Below are 13,821 nucleotides of genomic sequence, written 5' to 3'. Positions count from 1 at the left end.
GCCCGGTTACATTCCGAACCCGGAAGCTAAGCCTTACAGCGCCGATGGTACTGCAGGGGGGACCCTGTGGGAGAGTAGGACGCCGCCGAACAATTATTCTAGAGAAGCCCCCGCCGGGTGAACCGGTCGGGGGCTTCTCTGTTGTAAGGTCAACATGCAATTGTCGTCACACGGGACAGGAGGCCCCCCGGGTGGAGGTCCAGGAGACGCGGGTCCAGACTGATCGCGTCCTCACCATCCCCAACATGCTGAGCATGGGCCGGCTGGTCGGTGTTCCGCTCTTCCTCTGGCTCATCCTGTGGCCGGTTTTCGACGGCCCCAACAATGACGGTTGGGCGCTGTTGATCCTGATGTTGAGCGGGATCAGCGACTACCTGGACGGGAAGCTCGCCCGGCGGTGGGGGCAGATCAGCCGGGTGGGGCAGCTGCTCGACCCGCTGGCCGACCGGCTCTATGTGCTTTCCACGCTGGTCGGATTGACCTGGCGTGAGATTCTGCCGTGGTGGCTCACCGCGATCCTGTTGGCCCGTGAGGCATTCATCGCCGCGCTGCTGCCGATTCTGAACCGGCACGGCTACGGCCCGCTCCAGACGAGTTTCCTGGGGAAGGCCGCGACGTTCAATCTGATGTACGCGTTTCCGCTTCTGCTGCTCGGCAGTGTGGACAGTTGGATCGCCCGGCCGGCCGAGGTGGTGAGCTGGGCGTTCATCTGGTGGGGGACGACCCTGTACTGGTGGGCTGCGATTCTTTACGCGGTCCAGGCCAGGCAGATCGTCCGGGGGAGCACCGCGGGCTCGGCGTCCACGATCTGAGACCTGATCTGAGAGAAGCCCCACGCCTCATCGGTGCGTCGGACGATACCTTCCGGGTAGACAACCCTCTGGAACGGTTTGATGGACCTGCTGGTCCACCACCGCGAAGGAGGACGCACCCGTAATGAAAGCCGTTGTAATGGCAGGGGGCGAGGGCACCCGACTCCGCCCGATGACCTCCAGCATGCCGAAGCCGCTGCTTCCGGTCGCCAACAGGCCGATCATGGAGCACGTGCTTCGGCTGCTGAAGCGGCACGGCCTCTCCGACACAGTCGTCACCGTGCAGTTCCTGGCGTCACTGGTCAAGAACTACTTCGGTGACGGCGAAGAGCTGGGCATGCACCTGACCTATGCCCACGAGGAGACGCCACTGGGCACTGCGGGGAGTGTCAAGAACGCCGAGGACGCGCTCAAGGACGATTCCTTCCTGGTGATCTCCGGTGACGCGCTGACCGACTTCGACCTCTCGGAATTGATCGACTTTCACCGCAGCAAGGACGCTCTGGTCACCGTCTGTCTCACGAGGGTGCCGAATCCACTGGAGTTCGGCATCACGATCACGGACGACGAGGGGAGGGTCGAGCGATTCCTGGAGAAGCCGACCTGGGGGCAGGTCTTCTCCGACACGGTGAACACCGGTATCTACGTGATGGAGCCCGAGGTCTTCGACTACGTGGCGGCGGGTGAGTCCGTCGACTGGTCGAGTGACGTCTTCCCGCAGCTGTTGAAGGAGGGCAAGCGGGTCTACGGCTATGTCGCCGAGGGCTACTGGGAGGACGTGGGCACCCACGAGAGCTACGGCAAGGCCCAGGCGGACGTCCTGGAGGGCAAGGTCGACGTCGAGCTCGACGGGTTCGAGATCTCCCCGGGGGTCTGGGTCGCCGAGGGTGCCGAGGTGGACCCGGAGGCGGTGCTGCGGGGGCCGCTGTACATCGGGGACTACGCCAAGGTCGAGGCCGGCGTGGAGATCCGTGAGCACACCGTGCTGGGCAGCAACGTGGTCGTCAAGCGCGGCGCGTTCCTGCACAAGGCAGTGGTGCACGACAACGTGTACGTCGGGCCGCAGAGCAATCTGCGGGGCTGCGTGGTCGGCAAGAACACCGACGTGATGCGGGCCGCGCGGATCGAGGACGGCGCGGTGATCGGGGACGAGTGCCTGGTCGGCGAGGAGTCGATCATCGGGGCGAACGTCCGGGTCTACCCGTTCAAGACCATCGAGGCCGGCGCCGTCGTCAACACCTCGGTGATCTGGGAGTCGCGCGGCCAGGAGCACCTCTTCGGGGTCCGCGGCGTCTCGGGCATCCTGAACGTCGAGATCACCCCGGAGCTGGCCGTACGGCTGGCGGGGGCGTACGCGACGACGCTGAAGAAGGGCGCCACCGTCACCATCGCGCGTGACCACTCGCGTGGTGCGCGTGCGCTCAAACGGGCGATGATCTCGGCGCTCCAGACCTCCGCGATCGACGTCCGCGACCTCGAGAACGTGCCCATGCCGGTGGCCCGGCAGCACACGGCGCGCGGGAGCGCGGGAGGGATCTTCCTGCGGACCACGCCGGGTGTGCCGGATTCGCTGGACATCCTCTTCTTCGACGAGCGCGGGGCGGACCTCTCGCAGGCCGGCCAGCGCAAGCTGGACCGCGTCTACGCGCGCCAGGAGTACCGGCGGGCCTTCCCCGGTGAGATCGGGGACCTGACCTTCCCGTCCAGCGTCTTCGACTCCTACGCGGGCAACCTGCTGCGGACGGTGGACACCACCGGGGTCCGGGAGGCCGGGCTGAAGGTGGTCGTGGACACCGCGCACGGCAGCGCGGGCCTTGTTCTGCCGAGCATCCTCGGCAGGCTCGGGGTCGAGGCGCTCACCGTCTCCAGCGGGCTGGACGAGGCGCGGCCGACCGAGGACGCGGAGGAGCGCCGGGCCGGTCTGGCCAGGCTCGGCGAGCTGGTCGCCTCGTCGCGGGCTGCCTTCGGCGTGCGGTTCGACCCGGTGGGCGAGCGCGTCGCGTTCGTGGACGAGCTCGGCCGGGTGATCGACGACGACCGGGCGCTGCTGGTGCTGCTGGACCTGGTGGCGGCCGAGCGGCGCAGCGGACAGGTGGCACTGCCGGTGACCACCACCCGGATCGCCGAGCAGGTCGCCGCGTACCACGGCACCCAGGTCATCTGGACCACGACGACGCCGGACGACCTCGCGAAGGCGGCCTCCGCCGAGGGAACGGTGTTCGGCGGGGACGGGCGCGGCGGCTTCGTGGTGCCCGAGTTCAGCGGGGTGCTGGACGGCGCCGCGGCGTTCGTCCGGCTGGTCGGGCTGGTGGCGCGGACCCAGCTCACGCTGAGTCAGATCGACGCGCGGATTCCGCAGGCGCACATCCGGCGCCGGGACATCGCGACGCCGTGGGCGGCCAAGGGCATGGTCATGCGCTCGGTGGTGGAGGCGGCGGGCAGCCGTCGGCTGGACACCACCGACGGCGTCCGGGTGGTCGAGGCGGACGGGCGCTGGACGCTGGTCCTGCCGGACCCGGCCGAGGCGGTCACCCACCTGTGGGCGGAGGGCCCCGATGACGAGGCCACCGAGGCGCTGCTGGACGAATGGGCGGCCGTGGTCGACGGAGCGGGGCGGTGACGACCCGGGGCTGAGCACGGTCCGCGCCTGAGCGCGGTCGGGAGCCGGACTCGGAACTGCTTCGAACGGCGGGGCGCGCGGTGCGATCCGCGCGCCCTGCTGTCCGTTTTCACATCATTCGGAACAGTCCGTCACTTTCCGTCATGTGTGCAGCGTGTGTGCAGCTCAGGGGCCGTGCACGGGCCAGCCCGGCGACATGGGACGATGGTCTCCATGCCAGCGACGCCGACGCCGAGTGCCCCGAACGGACGGTACAACCGTCCGGATGCCTCGATGTCCTTGCTGACCAACGTGATGGACCACGGCCTGGACGAGGGCTACGCGGAGGCGGCCGCCGCGCGCGGTGGCGCCCGCGACAGCCGGATACCCGGCACCGTGCAGGGGCTGCTCACGCTGGGCGCCGGGCTGGCGCTGGTGGGCGCGGTGGTGACGGTGGGCGCGGTGAACGCGCACAAGGCCGCGCCGTCGCTGGCCAAGGAACGGGACGCGTTGATCCACCGGATCAACGACAGCAACACCTCGGCCGACAGGCTGCAGAAGCAGGTGCAGGAGCTGCGGCTCAAGGTCGACAGCACGCAGCAGCAGGCGCTCGCCTCGGGGGACGGCGATCCCGGTGGGGTGACCGGGGCCGTGGGCCTGGGCCAGGTCACCGGGCCGGGCGTGAAGCTGGTCCTGGAGGACGCCTCTGGCACGGGCCTCGGCGGAAACGTCGACCCGCGGGCCGGGCAGGGCTTCTCCAACAGCGGCCGGCTGCGGGACCGCGACCTGCAACTGGTGGTGAACGGCCTCTGGGGATCCGGGGCCGAGGCGATCGCGATCAACGGCCAGCGGCTGACCGCGCTGTCCGCGATCCGGGCCGCGGGTGAGGCGGTGCTGGTGGACAACCGGCCGCTGGTGCCGCCGTACAGCATCCAGGCGATCGGGGACGGCTCGAAGCTCCTCACCGCGTTCGAGAAGGACATGGCCGGGCAGTACCTGCGGCTGCTCCAGGAGCAGTACGGCATCAAGTCGACGCTCTCCGTGCAGAAGAACCTGACGCTGCCGGCGGCCGTGGGGGTGACGCTGCGGACCGCGCAGCCGGTGACGCCCGAGGCCTCGCCCGCGGTGACCCCGGCGGCGCCGGGCGGCTCGCCGTCGGCCGGAGCCGGAACCCAGGAGAGCCCCGGCGCGTCCGTCTCACCACCGGCCTCGCCTTCCCCATCCGGCTCGCCGGCCGCGCCCAGCGGTAGTTCCACCGCCAAGCGGCGTCCGTCCACCGGAACCACCAAGACCACGACAGGGACAGGAGCAGCCAGACCGTGATTGCCGTACTGGGTCTTGTGATCGGGGTGGTCGTCGGCCTCTTCGTCCAACCCGAGGTGCCGGACGCCGTCGTGCCGTACCTGCCGATCGCGGTGGTGGCGGCGCTGGACGCCGTGTTCGGCGGCGTCCGGGCGATGCTCGACGGGATCTTCAACGACAAGGTGTTCATCGTCTCGTTCCTGTCGAACGTGGTGGTCGCGGCGCTGATCGTCTTCCTCGGCGACCAGCTGGGCGTCGGCTCGCAGCTGTCCACCGGTGTGGTCGTCGTCCTCGGCATCCGCATCTTCTCCAACGCGGCCGCGATCCGGCGCCATGTCTTCCGTGCCTGAGTCGGGCCGCGAGGCGGCGGAGGAGAAGCAGGAGGCATCGGCGACCGGGCCGGCCGCAGGGAAGCCGGGTGCGAAGCCGGTCGACAAGGCGGCTGCGAAGGCCGTCGAGAAGGCCGTTGGCGCGCCCGCGCCGGAGTCGGACGGGGAGTCCGGGCCGGAGGGCGCGGCGGACACGGCCGAGGCCGCTGAAGTGGCCGGAGAGACCGCGGAGGCCGAGGAGGCGTCGGAGGAGAAGCCCGACGCCACGGCCGAGTTCGGGGCCGGTTCGGTGCCCGAGCCGACGCTGCGGCTCACGAAGGTCATCGAGTCGGCACCCGGGGCCGAACCGGAGGCCGGGCCCAAAGCCGACTCCAAGCCCGAGGCCGAGGCGAGCCCTGCGCCGGAGCCCGCGCCTGCCGCTGAGCCCGAGCCGGAGGTGGCCGCCGAGCCCGAGCCCGTCCCGGACCGGAACGCGGGCCGGCGGCGCCTGAAGGCGGCGCTCTGGCCGCCGCGGCTGTCGCGCGGCCAGTTGGTGGTGGCGCTGCTGCTGTTCTCGCTCGGTCTGGGCCTGGCGATCCAGGTGCGGTCGACCAACGACCACCACAGTCAGCTGCGCGGGGCCCGCCAGGAGGACCTGGTGCGGATCCTCGACGAACTGGACAGCCGTCAGCAACGTCTTCAACAGGAGAAGGCCGAGCTGGAGCAGTCCCTGGCGAAGTTGGAGAACAGCTCCAACCAGGCCAAGGAGGCCCAGGAGCAGACCAGGAAGAAGGTGACGGAGCTCGGCGTGCTCGCCGGTACCGTCAAGGCCACCGGTCCGGGCATCGTCCTCACGGTCGATGATCCCCAAGGGCAGGTGAAGGCAGATATGCTGCTGGACACCCTGCAAGAACTTCGAGCGGCGGGGGCGGAGGCGATTCAGATCAACGATGTGCGCGTGGTGGTCAACACCTACTTCACCGACCTGTCGGCCGGTGGGGTGCAGATCGACGGGAAGAAGGTCTCGCAGCCCTACCGCTTCACGGTCGTGGGGAACCCGCAGGATCTGACACCCGCGCTGAACATCCCGGGAGGTGTCGTCCGCACGCTGGAGAGCCATCAGGCGCGGGCGACGATCACCCAGCAGCAGAAGGTGGTCGTCGACGCCCTCGTGGACCCGAAGTCGCCGCAGTACGCCAAGCCGGCTTCGAAGTGACGGGGCACCCGACGAACGGCCCGTCAAGGGCGGGCGGCACCCGCTGCGGGGCGCCGCCGTCACATGGGCGAGACTGGTTCGCACCAGTACGCTCCGGAGCAACAACCGCAGCACCAACCGTCGGAGTACCACTCCAGCGGGCCCGAGCCGCAACGACCGGGCTCGCAGCATGTCCGAGGTTCTCACCCTGCCCCGCGGGCGGGTCTGTCACACGCAAGGGGATTCGCCCGTGAGTTTCTTCTCGAAGTTGTTCGGTCGCAACAAGGGCCGCGACGCGGCCGCCGTCGAGGCGCCCACCGCGCGTCACCGCCGGCCCGAGGACGAGCCCGTCGTGCCGGGCATGCGACCGTCCCCCGAGGCCGCGCCGTACGCAGGCCAGCAGCTGTACCGGGACGGCGGCGCCGCCCAGTTCGCGGGGAATCCGGCGGGCTACGGCGCGTCGGTTGACCCCTCCGGCGAGCCGCGCATAGGTTTCCCGTCAGCACCCTCAACCTCTGGTGGAGGGTTTGCCCCGGATCCGTACGCCGGGCACAACCCGTCGGGTGTGCCGCGCCAGGAGGCTGTGAACATGGCTGGCCCCACTCCGTGCCCCAGGTGCGGCAACCAGAACCCGGCCGCGGCCCGGTTCTGTTCCAACTGCGGTACGGCGCTGCGCGGCGGCCTGCTCCCGGAGGGGGCGGCGGAGACCACGTCGACCATCTCCATCTCCGGCCTGGAGTCGTACGACCCCACCACCACGACCGGCACCGGTGCCACGCCGGCCCTGTCGGCCGAGGTGCTGTCGGCGATCGACGCGCTGCCGCCGGGCTCGGCCCTGCTGATCGTGCAGCGCGGCCCGAACTCCGGCAGCCGCTTCCTGCTGGACTCGGACGTCACCACGGCGGGACGTCACCCGCAGGGTGACATCTTCCTGGACGACGTCACGGTCTCGCGCCGCCACGTGGAGTTCCGCCGCACCCCGGCCGGCTTCAGCGTCGCGGACGTGGGCAGCCTCAACGGCACCTACGTGAACCGGGAGCGGATCGACGAGGTGTCGCTGAACAACGGCGACGAGGTGCAGATCGGGAAGTACCGGCTGGTGTTCTTCGCCGGCCACAACCGGGGGTACTGAAAACGACGTCGGCAGGAGCCCGAGTGAATACGAATACCCCTTCCTCTTCTCTCGGGGCGGCCCCCCCTACCCCGTCCGGTCCGCAGGCGGACCGCGGCGGGCGCGGGGTGGTCGCGGGTCCGCGGCAGCCGGTCCGGGGGGAGCGGCCCGCCGGGCGCCGGCGTGGCGGTGACGATCTGCTGAGCATCGGCGCGGTGCTGGCCTTCCTGCGCGACGACTTCCCCGAGGTCACCATCTCCAAGATCCGCTTCCTGGAGGCGGAGGGGCTGGTGGAGCCGCACCGCACGCCCTCGGGGTACCGCAAGTTCAGCCCGGCCGACGTCGAGCGGCTGGCCTACGTCCTGCGCATGCAGCGGGACCACTACCTGCCGCTGCGGGTGATCCGCGAACACCTGGACGCCATCGAGCGCGGTGAGAACCCACCCGCGCTGCCTTCCGCCGGCGACGCCCGGCCCGGCCCGCTGGAGGAGGCGGACCGGGAGCTGGTGGCCGCCGGCGAGGTTCCCTCCGGGGTCCGGCTGGGGCGCGCCGAGCTGCTGGCGGCAGCCGAGGCCGGGGAGCCGGAGCTGGCGGAGTGGGAGTACTACGGGCTGGTCGCCCCGGGCCCGGACGGCGGGTACGACGGCGAGGCGCTCCAGGTGGCCCGGCTGGTCGCGGAGCTCGGCCGGTACGGGCTGGAGCCCCGCCACCTGCGGGCCATGAAGGCGGCGGCGGACCGCGAGATCGCGCTGGTCGAACAGGTGGTGGCGCCGCTGCGCCGGCACCGCAACCCGCAGACCAGGGCGCACGCGGAGGCCACCGCCCGGGAGCTCGCGACGCTGTCCGTACGGCTGCACGCGGCAATGGTCCAGGCCGGTCTGCGGACCCGCGGATAGCGGCCGACGTGCCCTGGCGGCACCGCGTGCACCGCGCTGACCAGCGGCGTCGGCTCTGCGCTTTCATATCCGGGAGCGGAGCCATAGGGTTGCCTGTGTGAATGAGCTCGACGTCGTGGGTGTCCGAGTGGAGATGCCTTCCAACCAGCCGATCGTGCTGCTTCGGGAGGTCGGGGGAGATCGCTACCTGCCGATCTGGATCGGCCCCGGCGAGGCGACCGCGATCGCCTTCGCCCAGCAGGGCATGACGCCGGTGCGCCCGCTGACGCACGACCTGTTCAAGGACGTCCTGGAGGCGCTCGGCCAGCAGCTCACCGAGGTCCGGATCACCGACCTGCGGGAGGGTGTGTTCTACGCCGAGCTGGTGTTCTCCGGCGGGGTCGAGGTGAGTGCCCGGCCGTCCGACGCCATAGCGCTGGCGCTGCGCACCGGCACGCCGATCTACGGGAGCGAGGAGGTGCTCGCCGAGGCGGGCATCGCGATCCCGGACGAGCAGGAGGACGAGGTCGAGAAGTTCCGCGAGTTCCTCGACCAGGTGTCGCCCGAGGACTTCGGGGGCAGCGGTCCGCAGTAGCGGGGCCGGTCGGGCGGCCATTTGGACCGCCCGTTTTGCCAAAAACCGTCCATCTACCCACACTAGGGGCACGAAAAACCACTCTCCTGAGTGATGTGGTTTGTCTGACCCGGCGTGGCGATCGTTGACGGGTCATAGGGGACTGCCTACCGTCAGGAGTGGCTGTCCGGGTGGCCGATGCCCGCAGTCGGGTTGCCCGCAGCACAAGTGGACGGAGGCAGGCATGAGCAGCACCGGCGATGACGCGGCCGTGGGAGGCCGGTGCGCCGTGCACATGCCGCGCACCGCTCGCACCGTCACGGATCTCCCCCGGATGGGCAGGTTCCCGGCCGTACAACCGGGCCAGCCGGCCATCGAGCGGCTGGCGCCGACATCCGAACTGCTCGGCTTCCGCGGCCCGACGGCCTGTGCGGCGGCTGGCATCACCTACCGCCAGCTGGACTACTGGGCCCGCACCGGACTGCTGGAGCCCAGCGTCCGCACCGCGTACCCGTCCACCAGTCAGCGGCTCTACAGCTTCCGCGACATCCTGCTGCTGAAGATCGTGAAGCGGCTGCTCGACGCGGGCGTCTCGCTGCAGAACATCCGGGTGGCGGTCGCCCACCTCCAGGCCGCCGATCAGGGCGACCTGGCCGGGATGACGCTGATGTGCGACGGCGCGACGGTGTACGAGTGCACCACGCCGCAGCAGGTCGTGGACCTGCTGAAGAGCGGTCAGGGCGTCTTCGGCATCGCGGTCGGGGCGGTCTGGCAGGAGCTGGAGCTCACCCTCGGACGGCTGCACGCCGAGCGCACCGACACCGGCGAGACCCTGGTCGGGCACGACCCGGCCGACGAGCTGGCCCAGCGGCGCAACCGGGCGGTCTGAGCAGGCGTTCGACGGGGCCGCGGGCCCGGGCGGGGAACCGTTCGGGCCCGCGGCCTCGTCGTGTTGCCTGGTTGGCCTGATCGAGGGAGGGCACGTGGGGGTCGGCACCGGGATAGCGGGGCTGCTGCGGCGCAGGGCCGGGCTGCTGGGGGCGCGGCTGCGGCAGCGGCCGACGCAGCGCAGGGTGTTCCAGGCCGGAACGGTGCTCTGCTCGCTGGCGCTGGCGCCGAGCGCCTGGGTGTGGTGCGCCGCGGGGGACCGGGTGGGCACGGTGGAGAGCGCGCCCGCCGCGCCGGTCGCGGTGGTCTTCGGCGCCGGGCTGGACCAGGGGAAGCCCTCGCCGTACCTGGAGCACCGGCTGGTCGCGGCGATGGACCTGTACCGGGAGGGGAAGGTGCAGGCGATCCTGGTGACCGGGGACAACGGGCGGGACGAGTACGACGAGCCCGACGCGATGTACACCTACCTGACGCAGCACGGGGTGCCCGATGACCGGGTGGTCCGGGACTACGCGGGCTTCGACACCTGGGACTCCTGCACCCGGGCGCACCGGATCTTCGGGGTGGACCACGCGGTGCTGGTCAGCCAGGACTTCCACGTCCGCCGCGCGCTGGCGCTGTGCGAGGCGGCGGGCATCCGCTCGTACGCGGTCGGGGTGCCGGAGCTGCACGACGCGACCTGGCTGTACGGCGGGCTGCGGGAGATCGCCGGGGCGGGCAAGGCGGCGGCCAACGCCTGGCTGCGGCCGGACCCGGTGTTCCTCGGGCCCACGGAGGACGGCATTCCGAAGGCGCTGGCGGAGGCGGCGAAGAGGTAGCCGCCGGGGGCGGGCCGCGGGGCGTCCGGCCGGGGTCGTACGCACTGTCGGACCCGTACGCGATGATCGGCGGGTGCGATCTCTGCCGAGCATCATCCACCTCGACATGGACGCCTTCTTCGCAGCGGTGGAGCAGGCGGCCAAGCCGAGCCTGCGCGGCAAACCGGTGATCGTCGGCGGGCTCGGCGGGCGCGGGGTGGTCTCCACGGCCTCGTACGAGGCGCGGAGGTTCGGGGTGCACTCGGCGATGCCGATGGCGCAGGCGCGCCGGCTCTGCCCCAACGCAGCCTTCCTGTCGGGGCGGTTCGAGGCCTACCGGCAGAACAGCGAGATCGTGATGGGGCTGTTGCGGCAGCTGTCCCCGCTGGTGCAGCCGCTCAGCCTGGACGAGGCCTTCGTGGACCTGGAGGCCGGTCCGTACGGCCCGGCGCTGCTGGAGGCGGACCACGAGACCGGCGAGCGGTTGGTGCTCGCGCTGGCGGAGGACCTGCGGGCGGACATCCAGCGGCTGACCGGGCTGACCGGCTCGGTCGGGGCGGCCGGGTCCAAGCTGATGGCCAAGATCGCCTCCGAGCAGGCCAAACCGGACGGGCTGGTCATGATCGAGCCCGGGCAGGAGCGGGCCGTGCTCGGCCCGATGCCGGTGCGGGCGCTGCCCGGGATCGGGCCGGCCACCGAGCAGGTGCTGCGCCGGGCCGGGCTGAACACGGTGGCCGACCTCGCGGAGGCGGGGGAGGCGGAGCTGGTGCAGCTGGTCGGGCGGGCGCACGGTGCCGGAATCTTCCAGATGTCGACAGGGCTGGACGACCGGCCGGTGATCGCCGACCAGGACGCCAAGTCGGTGTCGGTGGAGGACACCTACGAGGTGGACCTGGCCGACCGGGAACGGGTGCTGCGCGAGGTGGAGGCGCTGGCCGGCCGGTGCGTGCGGCGGCTGCGGGCGGCCGGGCGCTCGGGGCGGACGGTGGTGCTCAAGGTCCGGCGGTTCGACTTCTCGACGCTGACCCGCTCGGAAACGCTCGGCGGGCCCACCGACGACGAGACGGTGATCACCGCGACGGCGCGCCGGCTGGCGGAACAGGTGGACATCACCGGCGGGGTCCGGCTGCTCGGCGTGGGCGTCGCCCAACTCGCCGACTACACCCAGGAGGACCTGTTCGCACAGGCGCTGCGGGAGGAAGCGGCGGAGCACGCGGAGGCGGTGGCCGAGGCCGAGGAGGCCGAGGAGGAGCCGGAAGCCGTCGTGGTGCGGCGCTGGATGCCCGGACAGGACGTCCGGCACGAGGAGTTCGGGCCGGGCTGGGTGCAGGGCAGCGGCGTCGGGAGGGTCACCGTACGGTTCGAGACGCCGTGGAGCGAGCCGGGGCGGGTGCGGACCTTCGCGGTGGACGACCCGGCGCTCGAACCGTCCCGGCCGCTGCCGCTGCGCCGGGACGAGGGTGAGGACGGTGTGCCGGACGCGGATGCGGCCGACGGGTCGGAGGAGGGGGCCTGAAACACGAAGCGGCCCCGCCCGGTGGGGGAGTACCGGGCGGGGCCGATCACCGTACCGGACGCCGTACGGTCGTGATGCCCTCGCGACGTACGGAGACCGGGGCCCCGCGCCCTGTCCCTGAGCGCGGGGGCCGGACGCCTCGTCAGGCGTCGGTCTTGACCAGCTCGGGGCTGGAGTCCTGCTGGGCCGAGCCGCCGAGGACGGTCGGGGTGGCGGCCGACGTGGCACCGCGGATCAGGAACGGGACGACACCGGCGACGACGCAGACGACGGCCGCGGTCCAGAACGCGTGCTTGTAGGCGTCCAGGGTGGGCAGGGAGAGCGGGATCTGCGGCGGCAGCTTCATGGTGTCGCCGGTGAGGATGGCGGCCATGACGGCGGTGCCGATCGCGCCACCGACCGTGCGCAGCACGGAGTTCATGCCGTTGGCGATGCCGCTCTGCTCGGCCGGGACGGCGCCGTTGATGTAGGCCGGCATCGCGGCGAAGGCGAGGCCCACGCCGAGACCGAAGATCGCCGAGGCGGTGTAGATGTCGCCCTCCTGGCCGTGGCGCACGGCCAGGTAGGCCATCGCCACGGCGCCGAGGACGCCACCGAGGACCAGCGGCAGGCGCGGGCCACGACGGGCGATCAGCAGGGCGCCGACCGGCGCGGCGACCATCGAGCCGATCGCGGACGGCAGCAGCATGATGCCGGCGTGCAGCACGGTGGCGGTGAAGCCGTAGTGGGTCAGCTTCTCCGGGGTCTGGGCGAAGTTGCTGATGACCATGAAGGAGCCGTACATGCCGAAGCCGATGAGCAGGCCGGCCACGTTGGTGAAGGCGACGGCCGGACGGGCCATCATCTTCATGTCCACCAGCGGGTGCGCGACCTTGGTCTCGATGATCCCCCAGACCAGGGCGACCACGGCGGCGACGGCGAACAGGCCGAGGGTCTTGTTGGAGGTCCAGCCCCAGTGGTTGCCCTGGCTGACCGCGACCAGCAGCGCGGAGAGCCAGCCGGCCAGGGTGAGGGCGCCCAGCGGGTCGGCGCCGCCGTCCTTGTCGGTGACCGGGTCGGACGGGACGCGGAAGGCGACCAGGGCGACCGCGATCAGGCCGAAGACCAGGCCCATCCAGAAGATCGACTTGTAGTCCCAGTGCTCCAGCAGGAGGCCGGTGGCGACCAGGCCGAGGCCGGAGCCGACGCCCATCGAGGCGCTGATGGCGGCGACGCCGCCGGTCACCTTCTGCCTGGGCAGCTCGTCACGGACGATGCTGATCGCCAGCGGCAGGACGCCACCGCCGGCGCCCTGGAGGACGCGGGCGACGACCAGCCAGGTGAAGGAGTGGGTGCTGACCGCCAGCGCCGAACCGGCGACCAGGCCGGCCAGCGAGATCAGCAGCATCGGCTTGCGGCCCCGGAGGTCACCGAAGCGGCCCAGGAGGGGAGTCAGCACGGCTGCGGAGAGCAGGTTGGCGGTCATCAGCCAGGTGATGCTGGAGGCGGAGACGCTCAGTTCCCTGGCCAGCGAGGGCAGGATCGGGACGACCGCGGTCTGCACCACGCTGAACGACAGCATCGCCAGGATGAGGGCCGGCAGGACCCGGGCGCTGCTCTGCTTCTCGGCCGCGGTGGTGGGCTGTGGTGCCTCACTCACGGTTGCTTCCTCCCGTACATAGTGAATGAACTGAAGTAACCATGCAGGGGGATACTTCAGAGTGTCAAATATCGAGTGGTTAAGCTTTGGCAAAGACGAAGGGTCGGGTACGCGACAAGGGGCTGTGGTGGGTGTGCGGAGGGCACCTGCGGCGGAGGCGAACGGTCGGGTGTGCGACCAGGGCCCCGGACGGTGTCCGGGGCCC

At 71.1% G+C, this 13,821-nt stretch carries 12 protein-coding genes and 1 rRNA gene; 12 read left to right on the top strand and 1 reads right to left on the bottom strand.

The window, feature by feature from the left end:
- The 12 genes from rrf to ACFU7Y_RS25640 form a co-directional block, all read left to right on the top strand.
- A 5S ribosomal RNA gene (gene rrf, locus ACFU7Y_RS25695) occupies positions 1–91 on the top strand; the annotation flags it as partial.
- 100 nt (positions 92–191) lie between these two features.
- A complete protein-coding gene (locus ACFU7Y_RS25690; protein ID WP_224276614.1) occupies positions 192–812 on the top strand; it encodes a CDP-alcohol phosphatidyltransferase family protein in 621 nt (206 codons plus the stop codon).
- 124 nt (positions 813–936) lie between these two features.
- Entirely contained in the window at positions 937–3,432 is a 2,496-nt protein-coding gene (locus ACFU7Y_RS25685; protein WP_224276616.1) for a mannose-1-phosphate guanyltransferase, read from the top strand.
- 273 nt (positions 3,433–3,705) lie between these two features.
- Complete coding sequence (locus tag ACFU7Y_RS25680) at positions 3,706–4,734, top strand: DUF881 domain-containing protein (protein WP_308020149.1); 1,029 nt, start codon at positions 3,706–3,708, stop codon at positions 4,732–4,734.
- Positions 4,731–5,063 (top strand): small basic family protein, encoded by a 333-nt coding sequence (locus ACFU7Y_RS25675; RefSeq protein ID WP_030062488.1) that lies wholly within the window; start codon positions 4,731–4,733, stop codon positions 5,061–5,063. The genes ACFU7Y_RS25680 and ACFU7Y_RS25675 overlap by 4 nt, the downstream gene beginning before the upstream one ends.
- 268 nt (positions 5,064–5,331) lie before the next feature.
- Positions 5,332–6,237: a DUF881 domain-containing protein gene (locus ACFU7Y_RS25670; RefSeq protein ID WP_374119918.1), complete on the top strand. Its 906-nt coding sequence runs from the start codon at positions 5,332–5,334 to the stop codon at positions 6,235–6,237.
- A gap of 229 nt (positions 6,238–6,466) precedes the next feature.
- Positions 6,467–7,348, top strand: a complete 882-nt coding sequence (locus ACFU7Y_RS25665; protein WP_308020150.1) for an FHA domain-containing protein — start codon at positions 6,467–6,469, stop codon at positions 7,346–7,348.
- Positions 7,349–7,527: 179 nt separating this feature from the next.
- Positions 7,528–8,223 carry a MerR family transcriptional regulator gene (locus tag ACFU7Y_RS25660; RefSeq protein ID WP_224276655.1) on the top strand — a complete coding sequence of 232 codons (696 nt, stop codon included), beginning with the start codon at positions 7,528–7,530 and terminating at the stop codon, positions 8,221–8,223.
- Between the two features lie 97 nt (positions 8,224–8,320).
- Positions 8,321–8,797, top strand: coding sequence for a bifunctional nuclease family protein (locus ACFU7Y_RS25655; protein WP_224276619.1), 477 nt, complete (start codon positions 8,321–8,323; stop codon positions 8,795–8,797).
- 223 nt (positions 8,798–9,020) lie between these two features.
- Positions 9,021–9,665, top strand: a complete 645-nt coding sequence (locus ACFU7Y_RS25650) for a MerR family transcriptional regulator (RefSeq protein ID WP_224276621.1) — start codon at positions 9,021–9,023, stop codon at positions 9,663–9,665.
- Between the two features lie 94 nt (positions 9,666–9,759).
- Positions 9,760–10,482, top strand: coding sequence for a vancomycin high temperature exclusion protein (locus ACFU7Y_RS25645; protein WP_224276623.1), 723 nt, complete (start codon positions 9,760–9,762; stop codon positions 10,480–10,482).
- Positions 10,483–10,555: 73 nt separating this feature from the next.
- Positions 10,556–11,977, top strand: a complete 1,422-nt coding sequence (locus ACFU7Y_RS25640; RefSeq protein ID WP_224276625.1) for a DNA polymerase IV — start codon at positions 10,556–10,558, stop codon at positions 11,975–11,977.
- Between the two features lie 142 nt (positions 11,978–12,119).
- Here ACFU7Y_RS25640 and ACFU7Y_RS25635 read toward each other — a convergent pair whose 3' ends face one another.
- On the bottom strand, positions 12,120–13,616 hold the full coding sequence (locus ACFU7Y_RS25635; RefSeq protein WP_224276627.1) for an MFS transporter: 1,497 nt from the start codon (positions 13,614–13,616) through the stop codon (positions 12,120–12,122).
- Positions 13,617–13,821 lie beyond the last annotated feature (205 nt).

The organism is Kitasatospora sp. NPDC057542 (assembly GCF_042801945.1).
Taxonomy (GTDB): domain Bacteria; phylum Actinomycetota; class Actinomycetes; order Streptomycetales; family Streptomycetaceae; genus Kitasatospora.
This window is presented reverse-complemented; position numbering and strand designations above follow the sequence as displayed.